The organism is Vibrio sp. QJM3NY_26, assembly GCF_057786005.1.
In genome coordinates this window covers 325,276-345,967 of record NZ_CM173516.1, presented here as the reverse complement: position 1 = coordinate 345,967, position 20,692 = coordinate 325,276, and the positions used below count along the sequence as shown (strand labels likewise).

Genomic DNA, 20,692 nt, shown 5'->3' with positions numbered 1-20,692 from the left:
CTATGCGCTACCAACCAACGAGATAAGGTGTGCGATCACTTGGTTTGCAGTGACCCCTTCAGCTTGTGCGTGGTAACTGCGAAGTAGACGGTGGCGTAATACAGGGAATGCCATCGCTTGAACATCTTGCGGTGTTACGTAATCGCGGCCTGCTAGCCATGCGTGCGCTCGGGCACATCGGTCTAAAGCAATAGTTGCACGTGGGCTGACCCCCATATCTAACCATTGATCAAGTTGGTCGCTGTATTGCTTAGGTTGGCGAGTCGCCATAACCAGTCGAATAATGTACTGCTCGATGATGTCTGCCATGTGAATGTTGAGCACTTCTTGGCGCGCTTCAAAGATCGTTTTCTGAGATATCTCTTGTGGCTGAACAGATTCGTTGCCTTGAGCTTCGCCTCTGTTTAGGCGCAAGATCTCCAGCTCACTTTCCATGTTTGGATAAGCCACTTCTAAATGCAGCAAGAAACGGTCTAATTGAGCTTCTGGTAGCGGGTAAGTGCCTTCTTGCTCAATCGGGTTTTGCGTTGCCATCACCAAAAACAGATCCGGTAGCGCATAGGTTTTTCGACCTGCAGTCACCTGTTTCTCGGCCATTGCTTCTAACATCGCGGCTTGTACTTTCGCCGGAGCACGGTTGATCTCATCCGCTAGAATAAGCGAGTTAAAAATAGGCCCAGATTGGAAGGTGAACTCTCCGGTTTCTGGACGGAAAATATCGGTGCCCGTCAAATCAGCTGGTAATAGATCGGGAGTGAATTGAATACGGTGAAAATCTCCCTCGACACAGTCAGCCAGTGACTTTACGGCACGGGTTTTTGCCAACCCTGGAGGTCCTTCAACAAGAATATGACCATCTGCCAATAAGGCGATCATCAGTTGTTTAACGAGCTCTTGCTGACCAATGATTTGAGACTCTAGGTAGTTTTGAAGGATTTCGAAGTTATTTTTATGCATTTTTGGACTCTCTGGGGGCCATTTGATTCTTATTTTGAGTATTGGTCACTGATTACCAGGAAAAAGTTCCAGTACATTTGCGGAATTTATTTTTTCAAAATTGGAAAGATTTACAAGTGTTTAGCTAGAAAAATCACTGAACAGTGAATTTTCATCATATCAATCGCTTTTTATACAATAAAGCTCAAAGGTGTGATGCTGCCTGACTCAGATAAAAACTAAAGGGTTTGATAATAAGGGTGAATATCAATAAGGGGGCGTATTTAGCTAGTTAATCTCAACCCCACAAGAAATGATTGAGTCGTTACATCATGTTTGCAGTTTTTTGAGATAAAAGTCTCTAGTTTTATTGGTTTTGGCCGATACATCACTCAGATTGTGCATTGCTTGTTGGAGTGCACTAAAAAAGTCCTGTTCAGGGTATACCAATAACGAGCGATTCTTTTAAAGGTCCAAATATGTTTAAAACTAACTCTCTGAGTATCAAACAAAAAGTTGTACTTGGAATTACCTTTGCGGTTCTTGCATCGACAGTGATTGTCGGCGCGATGGCACAACAGCAAGCAAGAGATGTATTGAGCCACCGTTTGGTTGATATTGAGCTTCCCGGTATGTTGGAGCGAATCAATGGTGAAATTGATCGTGAAGTCTCTCAGCTATTGTTAGCGGCGGAGCAAATTGCTTCAAATGAATTCATTTCTGATGCAATCGAATCGACCGATCGTGATGCTGAGCTAGAAAATAAACTGGTTAAACAACTGAACAATGTTCGTAACCAATATCAGCTGAATGATGCCTCGGTAGCTAACCGTCAAACAGCTTACTACTGGAACCAAGATGGTTTTTTACGCCAGCTAAACCAACAACAAGACGGTTGGTTCTTTGGTTTTACTCAGTCAGGCCAGCCAACCATGGTGAGCATGTTCCAAGAAGCCAATGGTGAAGTGAAGATGTTTGCTAACTACCAACAGCCTTCTGGTTTGGCGATGTCAGGTTTATCAAAATCGATGGATGACATGGTTAACCTGCTGAACGGTTTCAAGATTGAAAATACAGGCTTTGTATTTTTGACCGATAGCCAAGGTGATGTACAGATTCACCGTGAGCGTTCTCGCAGTGATTCTTCACTTCAACAACTTTACGGCCCTCAATCAAGCCAACTATTGAACAAGTCGGGTTTCAATCTGATTACCACTGAAAGCCAAGGACAAGAACTGTTTGTGGCGAGTTTGTATGTGTCATCAATGGACTGGTTCGTTATTGGTGTGGTTCCAACCGATGAAGTGTTTGCTGAGCTTGATGCGACTGCGCAAAAGATGCTGATCATGACGGCTGTTGTGGCTTTGGTGTTTATCCTAATGGGCGTAGTGTTAGCAAACAGCATTACTCAGCCAATTAAACTTCTGGCTAAGCGATTCGGTGACCTTGGCGAAGGCGATGGTGATCTTGCACAGCGTATCGAAGTTAAAGGCAACGATGAAATTGCACAGCTTTCAAAGGGCTTTAATGGATTCATTGAAAAGATTCACGAGTCTATGAAAGAAGTATGCTCGACAAGCCAAGCGCTTCAAGTGGCGGCAGAGAGTGTTTCTAACAAAGCACACATCACCCACGATAATAGCCAAGAGCAACGTGATCAAACCCTTCAAGTGGTTGCTGCCATTAACCAAATGGGCATGACCATCAGCGAGATTGCATCAAACGCGGCAACGGCTGCGGAAACGGCCACTCAAGCTTCGGGCAATACGGAAGTGGGTCGCTCTGTTGTAAATAAAGCAAAAGATGCAATTAGCCGCTTAGCTCAAGATATTGAGAGCACGGGCCAAGTGGTTGAACAACTTGCTTCAACAACACAAGATATCGGCTCCATTCTGGGTGTTATCCGTGATATTTCAGAGCAAACCAATTTACTTGCATTGAACGCAGCGATTGAAGCAGCGCGTGCCGGTGAGCAAGGCCGTGGCTTTGCCGTGGTAGCAGATGAAGTACGAAATCTAGCAAGTCGCACGGCAGACTCAACGGAAGAGATTCAGAAGATGATCAACCAGCTGCAAAGCGATGCTAAAGATGCAGTAGCAGCAATGAGTACAGGTAAAGTCATTACCCTTGAAGGTGTAGCTGCATCGGATGAAGCCGTAGATGTACTGGGTGGCATTTCGGACCGCATCGTAGACATCACCGATCGTAACACGCAAGTAGCAACGGCAACGGAAGAGCAATCAACCGTAGTTCACACCATCAACCAGAACATTGAAGAGATTAACGCAATCAATGAAGTGACAACGGGTACCGCTGAGCAGCTTGCTGAAGCGAGCCAAGAGCTTCGCGACCTTTCTTCTCGCCTAGATAAGATGGTTGGCTCGTTTAAGCTGTAATTTCTTTAAGCTTTAATTCCTTTAAGCTGTAGCATGGCTTAGAAAGAGACATAGACGAAGAGCTGGATTTATTTAATCGTGAATCCAGCTCTTTTTATTTACGGGGTTGTTTTCTTCTAACTGGCCTTAGCTTGATCTGGTTTCGGGCTTTGCACTTAATCGCTCTAGCATCACAGAGCGTAAATGAGTAAAATCTGATTAGGTTTAATATTTAGGTAAGTATCATGAGCGATTTTGAAAAAGAACTAGAGCAGATGACTCAAGAGATGGGCGATGAGCCAGAAGTACAACTGCCATCAATTGAAGAGCAAAAAGCGATCGTTGCTGAATTTAAGCGACTAGAAGCGGAAGGCAAACTAACACCAGAAGTGTTAGAAAAGCATTTTGGCCAGTTCAACAAAACAAGTGATACGCCAATCCACTAAGCTTTAAGCTTAAGGCAATTTCATCTTGTCTAAGATAGAGTAGAATGAGTAGTTGGGCTTAGCCTGACTATACAAATCAAGGTCTAGCCATTGCTAGGCCTTTTTTATTGCTGCGCGAAAAGTTAACTGAGCTGTGCGCAAAGTTAAACCATCAAAGCGAAAGTAGTTGGTGTCTTTAAACAAAAAAATCCCCCTTACTTGGTAAGAGGGATTCGATATGGGCAAGTTATATCTTAAAAAGGCGAACCGACTAGTCGGTGCCGTACTCTTTGTACAAGCGACGACATGCTCGACCATCGCTATGGAACAAGTGACAACGGTGCGCAGGAATACCAATCGCTAGTTTGTCACCAGACTCAATCGTCAACGTGTCTGGCTGGCGATAGATAACGTCAGCATCTGCGCTGTCGAGGTTTAGGTAAACTTGTGTTTCGTTACCTAATTTCTCGACCATCATCACTTCAGCTTCAATCGTCGCATCACCTGTTTCAGCAGACAACAAGTGTTCAGGACGAACACCCAGAGACATACGGTCACCAGCATTGACAGTCGTACCATCAACTGGGATCCAGAAAGTCATACCGTTGGAAAGTTGAACTTGGACGCGTTCTGCTTCAGCTTGCTCGATGTGAACAGACATAAAGTTCATCTTCGGCGAGCCAATAAAGCCTGCCACGAAACGGTTTTGAGGGTAGTGGTAAAGATCAAGAGGTTTACCCACTTGAGAAACATAACCGCCATCAAGAACAACAATCTTATCGGCCATTGTCATCGCTTCCACTTGGTCGTGGGTTACGTAGATCATGGTGCAACCAAGTTGACGTTGTAGTTTAGTGATTTGCGAACGCATTTGAACACGCAGCGCAGCATCTAGGTTAGATAGAGGCTCATCAAGTAAGAATACGTTTGGTTGAGAAACTAGAGTACGACCAATAGCAACACGTTGACGTTGACCACCAGAAAGTGCTTTAGGTTGACGCTCAAGAAGGTGACCAAGCTGAAGGATTTCTGCAGCATGCTCAACACGCTTGTCGATTTCAGCTTTGTTTGCGTTTGCTAACTTAAGGCCGAAAGACATGTTGTCGTAAAGGTTAAGGTGAGGGTAAAGCGCGTAAGATTGGAATACCATACCTACGCCACGCTTTGAAGGCTCAACGTCATTCATGCGTTGATCACCAATGTACAAATCACCAGACGTAATGTCTTCTAGACCTGCGATACAGCGTAATAGCGTCGATTTACCACAACCTGATGGTCCAACGAATACTACGAACTCACCTTCGTTGATGTCTAAGGTTACGTCCTTAGAAATCTGTACATCACCATATGATTTATAAACGTTTTTTAACGTGACACTCGCCATCTAGCTAGTCCTCGATCGATCAAATTTTAAGTTTTACTGCTTATCATTATAAGAAATTTTTGGGTCAGCAGTAACTGTAGGAATTGGTAAGTATTGAATGAGTAAGAAAAAAAGTGGGTGAGACTTGGATTCTTTAACCAAGCCCACCCGTCATAGCCAAACTGGTGCCTATTTCCCCCACATCCAGCTAAATCTCCCCCGTGATTCAATCACAGATTTAGCTCGATGCTTAATAAAGACAACAGCGGGCAGTGAAGCCAACTAAATGAACAATGCTTCACGCATAACATTCGCTGGTAAAGGGTTCTTACTATCCACTCTTGGATGGGTACAGTTTCGGTGAATTGGCGCAATGGTACATCCTCCCAATGAAAATTTAACGAGGGGGAGTAGGAGGGGAGGAGTAGATAAATGGGGTTGCTCCCAATTAGCGATCCAGTTCAAATAAATTCACCACATAACGGTGATGTGGATCACGATGAGTATGCACTTTGTGACTTCGCTCTCTAATCTGACCGGATGGCGATCACGAAATTAAGCCATAATAGCTAGGGCGTAGTGGCTAGGATGATGAGTTAGGGGCTGTTTTCTCAGATCATAACCTCGAAAACTGGCTCGTCTTAATTGAATGCGCCCTACGTATAAATATAAAAAGGATATTGACATGAAAAACGCTCTAAGCGCTGTAGCTCTAGGCACAATTGTGGCTCTGGGTTCATTTGGTGCAAACGCTGCTATCGAAGAAGGTCAACTAACTATTTGGGTTGGTGGCGATAAAGCTTATGAAGGAATGGCTGAAGTAGGCAAACGCTTTGAAGAAGACACTGGTGTTAAAGTAACAGTAGCTTTCCCAGATAAACTAGAAGAGAAGTTCTCTCAAGTTGCAGCGGCTGGCGATGGCCCAGACATGATCTTCTACGCTCACGACCGTTTTGGTGGTTTTGCAGAAGCGGGTCTTCTTGCTGATATCAAACCTTCTAAAGAGATTAAGGAAGGTATCGTAGACTTCGCATGGGACGCTGTTTCTTACGAAGGTAAAACAATCGCTTACCCAGTAGCGGTTGAGTCAGTTTCTCTTATCTACAACAAAGCACTTGTTCCTAACCCACCTAAGTCTTGGGAAGAAATCCCAGCACTTAACGCTGAGCTTCAAAAAGACGGTAAGAAAGCGATCATGTGGCCTCTACGTGGTGGCGCTTACTTCACATGGCCTCTACTAGCAGCTGACGGCGGTTATGCATTCAAACAAACAGCCGAAGGTTACGACATTAAAGATGCGGGCGTAGCGACTGATGGTGTTCAAAAGTCTCTAGGTTTCATCGAGAAGATGGTACAAGACAAAGTTATCTCTGCTGACATGGACTACTCAGTCGCTGAGTCTGAATTCGTTGCGGGTAACGTTGCAATGACAATCAATGGTCCTTGGGGCTGGGCAAACATCGAGAAAGCGGGCGTAGACTACGGCGTAGCAACACTGCCTAAGTTCAACGGTAAAGCGTCTAAGCCTTTCGTTGGTGTATGGGCGGGTGGTATCAGCACTGCTTCTCCAAACCGCGACCTAGCTGTTGAGTTCATGGAAAACTACCTATTAACTGATGAAGGTATGAAAAGCTTGAACGATGACAAACCACTAGGCGCTGTTGCTCTTAACTCTTTCCAACGTCAACTAGACAGTGACACGCGTATTGCCGCAACAATGGACAACGCGATGAACGGTGAAATCATGCCTAACATCCCTCAGTTCACTACATTCTGGTACAGCATGGAAGAAGCGATCGGCAACGTTGTTGATGGCCGCCAAACTGTTGATCAAGCGCTGAAAGGTGCTGAAGCTCGAATGACTAAGTAATACTCAAGTTCTACCTTTAAGGAGGGGGTAACCTCTCCTTACTTTTCTATTTTTATCTATATCGTTAGCAGGTTCCTCTATGCAGTCAGTTCAAGGTTCAGATGCGATCCCGGCACCATCAAGCCTTCCAAGCAGTAAAAGCGTCTTCATCAAATGGGGGTTGCTTGGTAGTGTTGGCTTAATTAATGGCTACGCTACAATTTTAATGTATTCTCGCGGTGAGCTCGCATTTGCGCTTCTTACTGTGATCTTAACGGCTTTGGCACTTTACATTTTTGGTAGTAAGAAAACTTACGCCCACCGTTATATTTACCCAGGTATTGCCGGAATGATTTTATTCATTCTTTTCCCACTGGCATACACCGTCGGGCTTGCGTTTACTAACTACAGCGCAAAAAACCAGCTCTCTCTAGAGCGTACTCAAACCGTTCTTTTAGACCGTTCATTCCAAAGCGGTGAAAGTTACCCATTTACTTTGTACAAAACAGATAACGGTCACCAGATCGTTGTGAAAGATGGCGACCAGCTGTTAGCAACTGATGTATTTTCTCTGGAAGGTATGACAGCAACAGAGATGGACCTATCTGCAATCGAATCTGTACAAGGTGAAAAAGAGAAGATCAAAGCGATCATCCAAAACCGTTCTGCGATCAGTGGTGTAGACTTCCACTTGCCAGATGGTGATGATATCCGTATGAGTGGCTTGCGTAAGTTTGCTGCTGTCGCACCGCTTTACACCCTTCAAGGTGATGGTGAAACGTTAATCAACAATGAATCTGGTGAAGTATTGAAACCAAACATGGAAGTGGGTTTCTACCAACCGGTTGACGAGAAAGGAGAGTTTATTGGTAACACAATATCTCCAGGCTTTGTTGTAGACATCGGTACGGCTAACTTTGAACGTGTTTGGAAAGATGACGGCATTAAAGAACCGTTCATCAGTATCTTCATCTGGACCGTTGTATTTTCTATTTGTACGGTTGTTTTCACGCTTGCCATTGGTCTGATTCTTGCGAATATTGTGCAGTGGGAAGAGCTAAAGGGTCGTTCAATCTACCGTGTTCTACTGATTCTGCCTTACGCAGTCCCAGCGTTTATCTCGATTCTTATCTTTAAGGGCCTATTTAACCAGAGCTTTGGTGAGATCAACATGGTGCTTGAGAGTATCTTTGGCTTAAGCCCGAACTGGTTCTCCGACCCGATTCTTGCGAAAACCATGGTGTTGATTGTTAACACTTGGCTAGGTTTTCCTTACATGATGATTTTATGTATGGGCCTATTAAAAGCGATTCCTGAAGATTTGTACGAAGCGTCAGCAATCGATGGCGCTAACTTTCTTGATAATTTCAAGAGAATCACATTCCCATTGATGATTAAGCCGCTTACACCGCTATTGATTGCAGCATTTGCCTTTAATTTCAATAACTTTGTAATGATTCAACTATTGACGAACGGCGGCCCGAACATGATTGGCACTTCAGAGCCCGCGGGTTACACAGACTTACTTGTAAGCTACACCTACCGAATCGCATTCGAAGGCGGCGGCGGTCAAGACTTTGGTCTAGCAAGTGCTATCGCAACGCTTATCTTCCTATTGGTTGGTGCACTCGCGTTACTAAACCTACGTTTCACTAAACTGACTCAAGATTAAGGAGCACGACAATGGCTATGGTACAAGGTAAAGGCCTTAAATACCGAGTGTGGGCAACGCATGCAGTGTTGTGGTGCTTCTTAGCGCTAATTATCTTCCCACTATTAATGATTATTGCTATCTCGTTCCGTGAAGGTAACTTCGCAACCGGTAGCTTGATTCCAGATAACCCATCTTTGGAACACTGGAAATTAGCTCTGGGCATGTCAGTGACCAACGCTGATGGTTCGGTCACGCCACCTCCATTCCCTGTACTTACTTGGTTGTGGAACTCGATAAAAGTAGCGGGTATTACGTCTATTTTGATTGTGGCGCTGTCTACTACATCGGCTTACGCATTTGCTCGTATGCGCTTCAAAGGTAAAGAAACTATTTTGAAAGCGATGATGGTTTTCCAAATGTTCCCAGCAGTATTGGCTTTGGTAGCGATTTACGCGCTGTTCGACAAACTTGGTCAATACATCCCGTTCTTAGGCTTGAACACGCACGGCGGTCTAATCTTCTCTTACCTAGGCGGTATCGCACTACACGTGTGGACGATTAAGGGTTATTTTGAGACGATTGATAATTCTTTGGAAGAGGCTGCAGCACTGGATGGTGCGACGCCGTGGCAAGCGTTCAGATTGGTTCTATTACCTCTGTCAGTGCCAATCCTAGCGGTTGTGTTTATTCTATCTTTCATTGGTGTTGTTGGTGAGGTACCTGTTGCTTCAATCCTATTATCGGATGTGAACTCTTACACGCTAGCAGTCGGCATGCAGCAGTACCTATATCCTCAGAACTATCTATGGGGCGACTTTGCGGCAGCGGCTGTACTATCAGCACTTCCGATTACGATCGTATTCTTACTTGCTCAACGTTGGTTAGTTGGCGGTTTGACGTCGGGTGGTGTAAAAGGATAAGCTGTACCCTATAAGAAAGACAAAGAGCGACCTTTTAGGTCGCTCTATATTGGCATTTTTATTACATCATTTGGTTTGGCCGCCGATCAGTAATAAAAATAACCCTCAGGTTACGCATAGCTGGCTACTAATCAGGTTCCTTACGCTATTAATGATTAGTGGTTTTTGTAACTCTAACCCAGGTATTTACTTGGGTTTTTTTATGCCTGCTACTTTTTGCTTTCTACTTTGTCTTGATGTTCGTTTACCTGTCAATTCTTGTGCTCATAACGGCTTCATGTTCAAAGCTTCGAGTCACTTCTCTCTCAAACCTTCCCTACCTCATTCCTCTTACTTGAAGACATGAACGAGTCTCACAAATCAGACACTCAGTATAAGGGGCAGTTGCTCTATTGATATATTGCTAATATTTCAATGCGTGATACTTCAATGATTTGTATGCAACGATTAGCCTGATTGCACAGAAAATGTCTAAAACGTCGGGCTACTGTTGATGTGTTGTGAGTAGCTATCACTCGTAGTTATTGGTTTGCTTGGAAGTATCTTTCAATTCAAAGGTAAGAGGGAATCGGATGTTGTGGTTAGAGTTCTCTACTAGAAGGAGCACAGCCAAGATGCTGCAACAGCACATAGATGCTTTCTTGATCGAGTGCCACACGGCGAAAGAGATCCGCAAACGTGTTATCCCCGCCAAAACAAGTCTGGATATAGTGGTTAATTTCGTTGCTGTCGTAGCCTTCGACGTACAAAGTTCTAACCCATTGGTACTCAACCGCCTTTAAATTGTTCAGTGTAGATTCGCTAAGAGTGGGGCGTGTGACGCTCAAGAGTGGCTCCAGGAAATTCAAATACATCCATTATGATTGGCGGTATTTAAACAGAGCAAAATGACGACTTCATTACAGTCCGAGTAAATAACTAAACAATAGCGGCTTCATTTCAACCCTTGGCTGGGTATCACGCTATATAAGCAGTATTGAGACAATTCGTATTGAGATAAGAAGTATTGGGTAAGACGCGGCTTTATCTGTGAGAGTGTGAATAGGGGAGTTTAGTTAGATAAGCAAATGCCAAGCATGTGCTTGGCATCGTAGTAAGGTTTTGTAGGGCTTTCTGGGTCGTGACCTTATTTAAGGTACTTCACGTGCGCTTCCATCTCTTCACCGATCTGTTTTCGCATGTTCATTAGGCGAATAGCCGAATCTCTTAATTCGATGTCTTCTGGTGTTTCTGGCACCCACTCCGGCACCTTAGTCGGGTTACCATTTTCATCAACAGCGACCATAATAACGATACAGTGAGTCGTTAGGCGGTTGTTTAGTTCTTTAGGGTCGCTGGCTTGAACGTCGATAGCGATGTGCATAGAAGATGAACCGGTATAGATGACCTTCGCACTTACCTCAACAAGGTTACCAACATGGATCGGAGCTACGAATCGAATCCCCCCTGCGTAAGCGGTAATACAATATTTACCACTCCACCCAGCAGAACAAGCATAAGCCGCTAAATCGATCCACTTCATTGCTGCACCACCATGAACTTTACCACCAAAGTTCACATCCCCAGGTTCAGCTAAAAAACGCAGAGTAACGTCTCGTTTACCATCTGGTCGGTTATTGTTACTGCTCATCTATCTTCCTTCATTATTATTGTGCTGTATAACATGCTTGTTACTTGCTAATAACAATATACTTAAGATGACATAAATTAAAGCGGTGTTTCTCACGATTAAGACTATTTTTTCAAACGAGTGACGAAGGGATGAATATTGATGTTTAAAGGCGGTAGAGGCGAGTGGCAAACGCGGATGAAGTAATATTGAGCAGGTGCCTAGCCATATTGAGTAAGAACCAATAAATGTTGAGCTGACAGCTAGAAAGGTCGATTGAAAAAAAACACCTAGCGTAATGCTAGGTGTTTCTAAGCCGTTTGGTACTCATTGCGGTACCTTATTTTGTTTTAGCCAACTAACCGCTGTTTATCTGGTTTAGTTAAATTATTTTAATCTTTTTACCACTAAAGTGGTAGTTAAAAATATTTGTTATTCAGCTCATTTTTACTCTTGAATAAAGTATAGATCCTTCGCGTAGATATTTCCTTTCGGATTATTGTTAGGGAAGCCTTTGAGGGTATTTCGCACTAATCGGGTGTGATTGTAATGATATAAAGGCATTACTGCTGCAGATTTGTTAAGTAGCGATTCAGCATGCTGGTATAAAGTAAAGCGTTTAGACTGATCTTCCGTTTTACTTGCTTGCTGTAAGAGCTCATCGTAATCGGGATTGCAGTAGCCACTTTCATTTGCCGTGTGACCACAAGTGAACGCCTCTAACAGTGCAGAAGGCTCTGGGTAGTCACCAAATGCCCATGAGCGAGCTAGCTGATAGTCGCCACTTCCCTTCGCTGCAACATAGGCTTTCCACTCCATGTTTTCTAACTCAACTTTTACGCCAAGTGGCTTCCACATAGATGCAATCGCAATAGCTATCTTTTTATGATTCTCACTGGTGTTGTATGTCAGGGTAAATTTGAGCGGCTTGTTTTCGTTGTATCCCGCTTCTTCAAGTAGCGTTTTGGCTTTTGTTAAACGCTGCGTGCTGTCTAAAGAATTGAATTCGGATAAAGGAGCTGTGTAGTCAGGAATATTATTCGGCGTCACGCTGTATGCTTCTGGCTCACCTTGACCAGTGACTTTATCTACCAATATCTCACGATTGACGGCCATGCTGAGTGCTTGGCGTACTCTTACGTCATCAAACGGTGCTTGACGTGTATTGAATGAATAAACGTAAGAGCCCAATAGAGCTTGCGCTTTGATTTGTTCAGGACTTTCTTGGATTAATTTTTGGTAGTACTCAAGCTGAACGCGATTGGTCATATCGATCTCACCAGCTTGGTAACGAATCAGTTCGGCATTTTGAGAGGATAGGCCGAGATAGGTTACCTTATTGATGACTGTCGATGTGTCATCCCAATAATTTGGGTTTCTCTCGACTTCAACGTATTCGTTGGGCACCCATTTACTCAAAGTGTAAGCACCGTTGGTCGCGATATTTTCTGCGCGAGTCCATTGGTCACCTTTCTCTTGAACCAACTTAGCAGGCAAAGGGAAAAAGGTCTTGATGCCCATTAAACTCATAAAGTATGGCGTAGGTTTTGAAAGTGAAATCTCAACCGTGCGCTTATCTAATGCTTTGATGCCAAGCTCAGAGGGAGCTTTGTCTCCTGATAGAATCTCGCTAGCGTTCACGATATTAGCCGTCGAAAAAACAAAACCTGTGTTGTTACCTGTTTTAGGAGACACGGCACGCTGCCAACCAAAAACAAAGTCTGATGCTGTCACCGAATCGCCATTCGACCACTGAAGACCCTCTTTCAACACAAATGTCACTGTTTTGCCGTCTTTGCTGAATACCCATTCTTTAGCTTGTCCTGGGATGATCTGCCCGTCACGGTTCTCAATCACAAAGCCTTCAAACATATCATTGACGATGATGTCACCAGGCATACCGGAATTAACAAAGTTGGGGTCTAGCGTGTTGGGCTCTGCGCCATTGCCACGCACAAAATGTTGTTCCTCAGCTAATGGTGTATTAGCAGGAACAGTGGCAGCAAAGCTTGAAGCAGATGACAAAGCAAGCAGAGACGAGATGATCACAGGGATCGTTGGTTGAGTCATTGTAATTCCTTTTACAACTTAAACGGTACTCAATGCATTAAACCTGAGTCGGTAACATGTTGCAACCACAATGAACGCGTATTAAAAGCATTTGAAAGGCTTGTGAATAAAACAACAGTGCCTACTTCGGGAGTAGGCACTGTGAGAAAAGTGAGTTTGAATATTTACCCTAGTGTGAGCGTTGGGTAATGTGTTTAGCCTTGTTGAGGGAGAGGTGCCTCAAGCCTTGGTTTTCTTTTGATTTGAGCAAGGATGACACCGGAAATTACCATCACACCGCCAATGATGTGGAACTGGTTAATCTCTTCGCCAAGCCAAGTGGAAGCTAATACAATTGCGATAACTGGCATCAAATTCATGAACATCGCACTTGAGTCCGCACCAATGGTATCAATCGCTTTCACCCACATCCAAGGTGCTAAAATCGAAGCGGCCACCGCGGCGTAAGCTATTAATGGGATCGCTTGTTGCGGTGGTAAAAGCTGTTCGCTGGTAAGCCAAAGTGGCGCTAACATTGCGACAGCAAAAAGCCCCTGCATGTAAATCACCACCCAGCTACTGATTGGCATTTTCCAGCGTTTCAATAGCACACAGTAAGAAGCATAAACAAAGGCTGCAATCAGCATATAGCCATCGCCTTGGGTCAATTCTTGATGGATGAAGAACAGAGGATCGCCTTTGCCTAACATCAGTGCTAAGCCTGACAGTGACAATACACCACCCACAATACTCAAACTAGAAATCGACTTGTGCAACAGAGGAACGCTAAGGAACACACTGATCAAGGGCACTAATGAGGTGATCAACGCCATGTTAGAAGCGGTTGTGGTTAAGCCCGCGTAATAGCCTAGAGATTGGTTCAACACCATGCCTAAGAAGCCAAGGAAAGCCAACTTAGACAAGTTAGGTTTAATGATCGGCCATTGCTTGATAACTGAGCGAATACAGAAAGGGGTGAGAATTAACATCGCAAAAAACCAGCGGTAAAAACTCATTGCGCTAGGTTCTATGGTGCTTGCAGCAAGCTTGTTGACGATTGCATTGGCGCCCCAGATACAGACTGTAAAAAATGGTAAGAGATAATGCATGTGAATTCCGTCGCAAATGAGTTGATGCGGCTAGTTTGACAGGTCGTTATACTTACAAGTATCTTTAGAAAGACATCAGGCGCGATAGGAAGACAAGTTTGAAAAAACACTCAAGAAACCTTCACCCATCCTTATCAATAGATAAGGCACCATCCAACGTATTTATGAATTTTGAAGCGTTTCTTTCGAACACGGAAACCCGAGTTCATAGCCACTCATGGGGACAGGTTCAATTGATCAGTGGCGGTATATTAGAGATGGAAGCGGAAGGCACCCGATTTCTAGCGCCACCACATTTGGCGATTTGGGTACCGGCCGGGGTGACGCATTGCAGTTATAACCGTAAGCCTTTGGACTACTGCTCGCTAAATATCGCCCCAGAGCTAACGCAATATCTTCCAGATAAAACTAGCCTTATAAAAATCACGCCGATTGTGTCTTCGATTATTGATGACTTTCGCGATCGTGGAATCAATGTTGCGGAAACAGAACAAGATCAAAGGCTTGTTCAGGTACTACTCGACCAACTTGCGCAGCGTGAAGTTGAACACCACTTCTTGCCTTCAACTGACAATAAGTACCTAGCGCCTATACTGGCTTCTGTTGAAGAAAACCCAACCGATGAAGTGACACTGAAAGATTGGGCTGAGCGTGTCCACACCACGGAAAGAACCCTTTCTCGCCACTGCCAGACGGAGCTTGGGATGAGCTTTACAGAATGGCGATTGCGAGTGCGCTACCTCTACTCAATGGACTTGTTGAGAAACGGCCAATCGGTTAAAGAGGTCGCTCTTACATTGGGTTATAACCAAGCGAGTCCATTTATTACCATGTTCAAACGTTATGCGAACCAAACGCCAGAACAGTATAAGAACCGTTTGTTGTAACCCGAGCTGATCTCGCATGGCTAACATGACGAGAAACCCCGACATAACTATAACGTAGTCAAAGCAACGCACCTGTTACCTAACAGGGTCGACAACGTTGCGATCATTGGTTTGTTAATGTAATCGCTTTCTACTGCTACGTCGTCAAGCCAGTAAATATCTGCAAGTAGGTGAAGATCTTCAATCAATGCTTGGCAACTTTCCTCAGTCACTTTTGAAATATCACTAGGGAAATCATCACTGAGATCGACAATGATCACTCGTTGATGCTTTTTTAGCTTCAATCTTACAATATCTTCTAAATCGGCCATGCTTTTCTCTCTGTGGAAAATAAACATCACACTTTGGCCCTCTCCGATATCGTAGATCTTATAGCGTCGATCATTGAGATAAATAATATTGAATTTCATGTTATCGATTCCTCGGGATTTAAATAATCAGCCAAAATGAAAATGTTGAGTTGGCATTAGACGTTAATTTTTAACTCAATGTCGTTTGAATTGAGTTTGCTTAACTTCACTTAAAGACTCAAAGAATTAGAGAAATTCAAATGTGAATCTCTCAAGTCATATTTGAATTTCTGTAAACCATATTCAGGACACTGTTGGTTATTTATGATCTCTGCATTCATGGTTTTCTAGGAAAGGAAACCTAATGCAGCAAAGGAGATAGGTTCAAAAAAGAATCTAAGTAGCATCAATTAACAGTTGTCAACCCAATGAAAAATATCAATAAATATCTTTTGTTATTATCTCTTCTTGTAAACGGTTTTTTCTCAAGTTTTGCATGGTCTTCGAGCTCGATGTTGGAGGATGTGTCTGCAATAGCCAAGCTCATTTATGACAGTGAACCTCAAATTGAAGCGACGAGTGATGTCAAACAAATCAGAAATAATCAATCTCTGACGTATCGAATTACAAAGGAAGACGCCGAAAGCGATTTGTGGTCGATTGTTATCATGGATGGGCAAAGTGACGAGATAGCAGATGGTGGTCAGCAATTGATTACTAATATCGACAATATGAATTTTCATCGAGAACTCGATGGTAGCTTACTTATCAAAATCTCGAAGTACCGACCTGGTGATGTTAACGCTACTAACTGGTTACAAGCCCCAGAAGGTAGCTTTTATCTCGTGAAGTATGTGTACTTATAGGGTAGAGAACATGAAAAAAATATTTGCCTATTTTCTGCTAATTCTCTTATTGATTAGCGCCATACCGAGCTTTTTTGGCGAAAAGCCTGCATTGGTTCTTAATCACGTTGATAGTTCATTACCCATTGAGCCTTTGCTAAGCATATTAGTTAAAAATCAGATAACTCCGTTAGGTGTTGAGAACCAACAAGACGAAACTACATTAATCTTTGAAAGTAAAAAAGAACAGCGAGAAGCGCAACAGGTATTGTCATTGGCGTTTCCGTTAGCTCATTCTCATTTTTCATTCGTCAGTGCAGCACCTCAGCTATTTAGCCAGGTAGGGCTAACACCCATTAACCTTGGATTAGATCTTCGTGGTGGCGTGCAGTTCATGCTGCAAGTTGAAATAGATGATAGCGTGAGAAGTTTGGTAGAAGCGACATCGACGAATGCTCGCCACGTGGCTCGTGCAGAAGGGATACGCAGTCGAATTGCTGACATAGACAACAATGGATTCTCGGTCATTATTACTAATTTAAGTAGTCGTGATTCAAACAGTATTCAAAACGTAACCGACCACATGCGTTCACAGTTTTCTGAATGGAAAATCAGTGTAAACGACAACGTATTACGTTTTTCGCTTGATGAAAGTATTAAAGAAGAGCAGGCAAGCCTCGCTATGCAGCAAACCCTAAATATTATGCGCCAGCGTATTGAAAGTTTAGGTATTACTGAGGCCGTCACCCAGCGTCAGGGGGCTGACCGTATATTGATAGAGCTTCCGGGCGTTCAAGATCCTCAAGTAGCGAAGCGTGTTATTGGTGCGACGGCGACGATCTCTTTTCATACGGTTGTTGATTCAAGCCAAGCTGCACAGACTCATACTACGCGTGATGGGGAATCTGTACGCTTGTCTAGGCAACCGGTGTTAACGGGAGAGTACATTATTGGTGCATCCGCATCGGTTGGCGAGTTTGGACAATCTGAAGTGAACCTAGTGTTGAGCAGTGCGGGAGGCAGCAAAATGTCTGACTTCTCACGTAGTAACATCGGTAAACCTATGGCGACCTTATACAGCGAATATCATCAAGATCATAACAACCAACTTGTTCAACGCCATGAAGTGATCAACATTGCTACGATCCAAAGCCAATTAGGAAGTCGTTTTAGAATCACGGGTATCGGGCAAATTTCCGATGCACAAGACCTTGCGCTAATTCTACGCTCTGGGTCATTGACCGTACCTGTGACCATTATTGATGAGCAAGTGATTGGTCCAAGCCTAGGTGAAGAAAATATCCAAAAGGGTTTGCTCGCGGTGATGGTAGGTTTAGCTCTGACATTTGTGTCGATGCTGGTTTTGTACCGAAAGTTCGGTGTTATCGCATGTGCCGCGCTGATCGCCAATATTGTCATGATTATAGGTTTTCTATCGTTGATACCGGGAGCAACGCTCACTTTGCCAGGTATTGCGGGCCTTGTACTCACCATGGGCATGGCGGTTGATACTAACGTTCTGGTGTTTGAACGAATCAAAGAAGAAATGCGTTCAGGAAGGTCGCTAGCGAGCGCGATACCAAGAGGCTACAAAGAGGCAAGAAGTACGATTATCGATGCTAACCTGACGTCGTTGATCACTGCGATTATTTTGTTTGCGATTGGCTATGGTGCGGTTAAGGGCTTTGCAATAACGCTCGGGATTGGACTGTTAACCAGTATGTTTACGGGATTACTCTATAGCCAAATGTGGATGACAAAACTTTGGGGGCATGACAATGACAAAGCTTAACCAACGAGTCGCTGATATTCAGTGGTCAAAAGTAAGGTGGAACGGTTTGTTAGTTTCACTAGGGTTGATGTTTATATCAATTGTCCTGATATCGACCAAAGGTTTCACGCTTGGGCTTGAGTTTACCGGTGGTATTTCCCATGTCGTCAATGCTGATGTCCCGGTGAGCTTGGAAGCGATGCAGTCAGCCTTGAATACGGTATTTGATGAATTACCCAATCTAGTGCCCGATGTCACCTACCAAACTTGGCAGTTACAGTTTCCTATTGGCGGAACAGGCGAATTGGAGTTGTTGCAGTGGTTAAGAGCTGTAGAGTTGGAGCTAGGCCATCCGCTGAATCTAGTGTCGAGCTCAGTTGTTGGCGCGCAGGTGGGTGAGCAATTATTTGAGCAAGGTGGTTTAGCCCTGATTGTTGCGTCTATCGCCATTATGTTTTACTTAACTGTGCGTTTTGAATGGCGATTAGCTCTGGGTGCGATTGCTGCGCTACTGCATGATGTGCTGGTGGTTCTAGCATTGTTTGTGGTGTTTTCGATTGAATTTAATCTCACCGCTCTTGCTGCGTTGCTTGCTGTGGTCGGTTACTCGCTCAATGACTCTATTGTGATCGGAGACCGAATTCGTGAGTACCTGACTCGCAGACCGAATCAGAGTACCAGTGAATCTACGGATCAAGCGATACGAGCGTCATTATTTAGGACTCTAGTGACCTCTGGAACGACGTTGTTGACGGTAAGCAGTATTGGCCTTATCGCAGGCGGTACATTAAGTGGATTTGCGTTTGCATTGTTTGCTGGGATTATTGTGGGCACTTGGTCTTCATTAGTGATCGGTACAGCAATACCGGAAAGGATCGGCTTGTCTTCTGAGCATTATAAGCCCAAAGCTCCTTTGTTAGATGAAGGCGGTAATCCTATTCATCGTTAATAGCTCATCGCTCATCGCTTATAGCTAATTGAAAACTTATGGCTCCTATATTGGAGCCTTTTTTGTGCCAAAGGAATTATTCATCATCTTTCGTCTAATGTACCAAATATTATTTTAGATTTCCTATTGGTGACTATTTGGGATTTTATTGAAAATTTAAAATAGTAGTGTACTCATTTTATCGAATGAATGTATGTTTATTAATAATTTGCAGTGAGCTCTATTTTGAATTTCTGTAATTCGTCGTAAAAAATAGTTGGTTAGGTACAATTTACTCGACATTAAATATTGAGGAACACATTATGAAAAAAATTGTATTAACTATCTCTGCTATTTTACCTTTAACTCTTTCTGCTGTTGCGAATGCAAACCAGAACATCGACTTTTCAAACCCAGTGTCGACTTATTCTTATGCGAACCTAGGTTATGATAGTGATGGTTTTACAGCTGGCATTGCTGCAAGCCAGGATCTAAACAATGGTTCAACCATGTTTGAATACATTGGTTCTAATGATTTCTACCAACATAATTTTATTGCGACATTAGCGAATAGTGATAGTGATGCCGCTCTTCAGTTGGATTACCTATGGGACACCGATTACAAGGATACAAGCAAAAACTCACATACGGTATTTTTTAATGCCATAAAAACAACCTCTATTGACTCTAACTTCAGCCTTTCTCCATCAATGGGTCTAGGCTTTAATACCAATGACTTATCGACAAACACAAGTTATTTAGCTAATGCAGCACTGACGATGACCTACGCATTCACTAGTCATGTTTGGTTTGATGTTACACCAGAATACACTTATAGCTTTAACGATCAAAAACAGAAAGTTGGCGGCAAAGAGAGTTACCGTGATTTATCTATTGAAACCAATTTAGGTTTCAAAGTAGCACCAAATCAGTTTGTTGAAGCAACATATCGCTACGATGAAAACAATGATCACCATACTGGTATCAGTTACAACATGAGCTTTTAATCCACAATATCACCCTTTGTTAAGTGACTGTATGTATCTTAATTTTTGAAGCGTACAGTTACTTAATAAATAATATATTTAGCTAATAACCAGTAACTAAAAAATGATAGATAAATTTATTATTAGCTAAGTGCGATATTTAATCAAAACGTTAAATGGTAGGTGTAACTACATATGAAAAACATAACTGCTCAACCATTGATTCTTTACGGAAAAGTTCCCTTTAAATATATTTATTTTGGCTTATCTTCTTATGTGGTTGTTATGTGTGGTTTTTTGTCTTTGATAGGAGGGATGGGTTAAAGAAAATGATTTCCATAGATAAGTTTAATCGCAAAGGGAAGTTTAATCGCATAGTGAAGTAATTCGCTATGCGGCAGTTAAAGGTAAAATATATTTATGATGATATTCGCAATGTTAGAAATGACATAAAAATTAAGTAGCCAAGAATAACGGTTATAAGTGGGAAGTATTTCATGGTTTATCTCCATAGATTATTGATGATTATTTATCGCATAACTACTTCACAAAGCACATGAATTAGAGAAATTCATTATCGTTCGAATTGATAGTGAACCATTCTTAATTTATTTCAATTTTTATTCTTACTAATCATATTGATAGTAAGAATAGTATGCTCTCTGAGAGGGTGTTTCGACTAAATCAAAGGTCAAT

At 43.0% G+C, this 20,692-nt stretch carries 17 protein-coding genes; 10 read left to right on the top strand and 7 right to left on the bottom strand.

Translation table 11 applies throughout. From position 1 onward, the window contains the following. Complete coding sequence (locus tag AC3CH4_RS16965; RefSeq protein ID WP_488544099.1) at positions 1–957, bottom strand: AAA family ATPase; 957 nt, start codon at positions 955–957, stop codon at positions 1–3. A gap of 458 nt (positions 958–1,415) precedes the next feature. Here AC3CH4_RS16965 and AC3CH4_RS16960 point away from each other — a divergent pair, with 458 nt between their 5' ends. Together AC3CH4_RS16960 and AC3CH4_RS16955 are read left to right on the top strand one after the other, a co-directional pair. Next, positions 1,416–3,332 (top strand): methyl-accepting chemotaxis protein, encoded by a 1,917-nt coding sequence (locus AC3CH4_RS16960; protein ID WP_237289420.1) that lies wholly within the window; start codon positions 1,416–1,418, stop codon positions 3,330–3,332. 224 nt (positions 3,333–3,556) lie between these two features. Continuing rightward, the gene (locus AC3CH4_RS16955; RefSeq protein WP_017091765.1) at positions 3,557–3,757 is read left to right on the top strand and encodes a restriction endonuclease subunit S domain-containing protein; all 201 of its coding nucleotides are present in this window, start codon (positions 3,557–3,559) and stop codon (positions 3,755–3,757) included. Between the two features lie 250 nt (positions 3,758–4,007). Here AC3CH4_RS16955 and malK read toward each other — a convergent pair whose 3' ends face one another. Next, positions 4,008–5,120, bottom strand: coding sequence for a maltose/maltodextrin ABC transporter ATP-binding protein MalK (malK, locus tag AC3CH4_RS16950; protein WP_171307598.1), 1,113 nt, complete (start codon positions 5,118–5,120; stop codon positions 4,008–4,010). A gap of 664 nt (positions 5,121–5,784) precedes the next feature. Between malK and malE the strand changes: the two genes are divergently transcribed. The 3 genes from malE to malG all read left to right on the top strand — a co-directional run bounded on the left by malE (position 5,785) and on the right by malG (position 9,522). Continuing rightward, positions 5,785–6,969 (top strand): maltose/maltodextrin ABC transporter substrate-binding protein MalE, encoded by a 1,185-nt coding sequence (malE, locus tag AC3CH4_RS16945; protein WP_171310879.1) that lies wholly within the window; start codon positions 5,785–5,787, stop codon positions 6,967–6,969. Between the two features lie 79 nt (positions 6,970–7,048). Continuing rightward, positions 7,049–8,620 (top strand): maltose ABC transporter permease MalF, encoded by a 1,572-nt coding sequence (gene malF / locus AC3CH4_RS16940; RefSeq protein WP_004732011.1) that lies wholly within the window; start codon positions 7,049–7,051, stop codon positions 8,618–8,620. Between the two features lie 11 nt (positions 8,621–8,631). Next, on the top strand, positions 8,632–9,522 hold the full coding sequence (malG, locus tag AC3CH4_RS16935; RefSeq protein WP_004732010.1) for a maltose ABC transporter permease MalG: 891 nt from the start codon (positions 8,632–8,634) through the stop codon (positions 9,520–9,522). Positions 9,523–10,103: 581 nt separating this feature from the next. On the opposite strand, the gene AC3CH4_RS16930 is transcribed toward malG, so the two are convergent. From AC3CH4_RS16930 to AC3CH4_RS16915, 4 genes are all read right to left on the bottom strand, one after another. Next, on the bottom strand, positions 10,104–10,376 hold the full coding sequence (locus AC3CH4_RS16930; RefSeq protein WP_488544098.1) for a hypothetical protein: 273 nt from the start codon (positions 10,374–10,376) through the stop codon (positions 10,104–10,106). 272 nt (positions 10,377–10,648) lie between these two features. After that, complete coding sequence (locus AC3CH4_RS16925) at positions 10,649–11,152, bottom strand: acyl-CoA thioesterase (protein ID WP_004732005.1); 504 nt, start codon at positions 11,150–11,152, stop codon at positions 10,649–10,651. Positions 11,153–11,578: 426 nt separating this feature from the next. Then, complete coding sequence (locus AC3CH4_RS16920) at positions 11,579–13,201, bottom strand: peptide ABC transporter substrate-binding protein (RefSeq protein WP_488544097.1); 1,623 nt, start codon at positions 13,199–13,201, stop codon at positions 11,579–11,581. A gap of 194 nt (positions 13,202–13,395) precedes the next feature. Then, entirely contained in the window at positions 13,396–14,289 is an 894-nt protein-coding gene (locus AC3CH4_RS16915; RefSeq protein ID WP_114634747.1) for a DMT family transporter, read from the bottom strand. Positions 14,290–14,387: 98 nt separating this feature from the next. Between AC3CH4_RS16915 and AC3CH4_RS16910 the strand changes: the two genes are divergently transcribed. Continuing rightward, positions 14,388–15,176, top strand: coding sequence for an AraC family transcriptional regulator (locus AC3CH4_RS16910; protein WP_488527483.1), 789 nt, complete (start codon positions 14,388–14,390; stop codon positions 15,174–15,176). Positions 15,177–15,223: 47 nt separating this feature from the next. On the opposite strand, the gene AC3CH4_RS16905 is transcribed toward AC3CH4_RS16910, so the two are convergent. Then, a complete protein-coding gene (locus tag AC3CH4_RS16905; RefSeq protein WP_054545834.1) occupies positions 15,224–15,586 on the bottom strand; it encodes a hypothetical protein in 363 nt (120 codons plus the stop codon). A gap of 404 nt (positions 15,587–15,990) precedes the next feature. Between AC3CH4_RS16905 and AC3CH4_RS16900 the strand changes: the two genes are divergently transcribed. The 4 genes from AC3CH4_RS16900 (at position 15,991) to AC3CH4_RS16885 (ending at position 20,017) form a co-directional block, all read left to right on the top strand. Continuing rightward, positions 15,991–16,332, top strand: coding sequence for a DUF1214 domain-containing protein (locus tag AC3CH4_RS16900; protein ID WP_488544096.1), 342 nt, complete (start codon positions 15,991–15,993; stop codon positions 16,330–16,332). 10 nt (positions 16,333–16,342) lie between these two features. Next, a complete protein-coding gene (gene secD, locus AC3CH4_RS16895) occupies positions 16,343–18,103 on the top strand; it encodes a protein translocase subunit SecD (RefSeq protein WP_488544095.1) in 1,761 nt (586 codons plus the stop codon). Then, positions 18,090–19,031 carry a protein translocase subunit SecF gene (secF, locus tag AC3CH4_RS16890; RefSeq protein ID WP_488544094.1) on the top strand — a complete coding sequence of 314 codons (942 nt, stop codon included), beginning with the start codon at positions 18,090–18,092 and terminating at the stop codon, positions 19,029–19,031. Before secD ends, secF begins: the two co-directional genes overlap by 14 nt. Positions 19,032–19,333: 302 nt before the next feature. Then, a complete protein-coding gene (locus tag AC3CH4_RS16885) occupies positions 19,334–20,017 on the top strand; it encodes a hypothetical protein (protein ID WP_488544093.1) in 684 nt (227 codons plus the stop codon). Positions 20,018–20,692: the final 675 nt, after the last annotated feature.

What these genes read in the sequence shown, in the direction of transcription:
- AC3CH4_RS16960 (WP_237289420.1), top strand. Translation starts at nt 1,416, where the DNA reads ATGTTTAAAACTAACTCTCTGAGTATCAAACAAAAAGTTGTACTTGGA.
- AC3CH4_RS16930 (WP_488544098.1), bottom strand. Translation starts at nt 10,376, where the DNA reads ATGTATTTGAATTTCCTGGAGCCACTCTTGAGCGTCACACGCCCCACT.
- AC3CH4_RS16905 (WP_054545834.1), bottom strand. Translation starts at nt 15,586, where the DNA reads ATGAAATTCAATATTATTTATCTCAATGATCGACGCTATAAGATCTAC.
- AC3CH4_RS16915 (WP_114634747.1), bottom strand. Translation starts at nt 14,289, where the DNA reads ATGCATTATCTCTTACCATTTTTTACAGTCTGTATCTGGGGCGCCAAT.
- AC3CH4_RS16920 (WP_488544097.1), bottom strand. Translation starts at nt 13,201, where the DNA reads ATGACTCAACCAACGATCCCTGTGATCATCTCGTCTCTGCTTGCTTTG.
- malE (WP_171310879.1), top strand. Translation starts at nt 5,785, where the DNA reads ATGAAAAACGCTCTAAGCGCTGTAGCTCTAGGCACAATTGTGGCTCTG.
- malK (WP_171307598.1), bottom strand. Translation starts at nt 5,120, where the DNA reads ATGGCGAGTGTCACGTTAAAAAACGTTTATAAATCATATGGTGATGTA.
- AC3CH4_RS16925 (WP_004732005.1), bottom strand. Translation starts at nt 11,152, where the DNA reads ATGAGCAGTAACAATAACCGACCAGATGGTAAACGAGACGTTACTCTG.
- secF (WP_488544094.1), top strand. Translation starts at nt 18,090, where the DNA reads ATGACAAAGCTTAACCAACGAGTCGCTGATATTCAGTGGTCAAAAGTA.
- AC3CH4_RS16965 (WP_488544099.1), bottom strand. Translation starts at nt 957, where the DNA reads ATGCATAAAAATAACTTCGAAATCCTTCAAAACTACCTAGAGTCTCAA.
- secD (WP_488544095.1), top strand. Translation starts at nt 16,343, where the DNA reads ATGAAAAAAATATTTGCCTATTTTCTGCTAATTCTCTTATTGATTAGC.
- malG (WP_004732010.1), top strand. Translation starts at nt 8,632, where the DNA reads ATGGCTATGGTACAAGGTAAAGGCCTTAAATACCGAGTGTGGGCAACG.
- malF (WP_004732011.1), top strand. Translation starts at nt 7,049, where the DNA reads ATGCAGTCAGTTCAAGGTTCAGATGCGATCCCGGCACCATCAAGCCTT.
- AC3CH4_RS16955 (WP_017091765.1), top strand. Translation starts at nt 3,557, where the DNA reads ATGAGCGATTTTGAAAAAGAACTAGAGCAGATGACTCAAGAGATGGGC.
- AC3CH4_RS16885 (WP_488544093.1), top strand. Translation starts at nt 19,334, where the DNA reads ATGAAAAAAATTGTATTAACTATCTCTGCTATTTTACCTTTAACTCTT.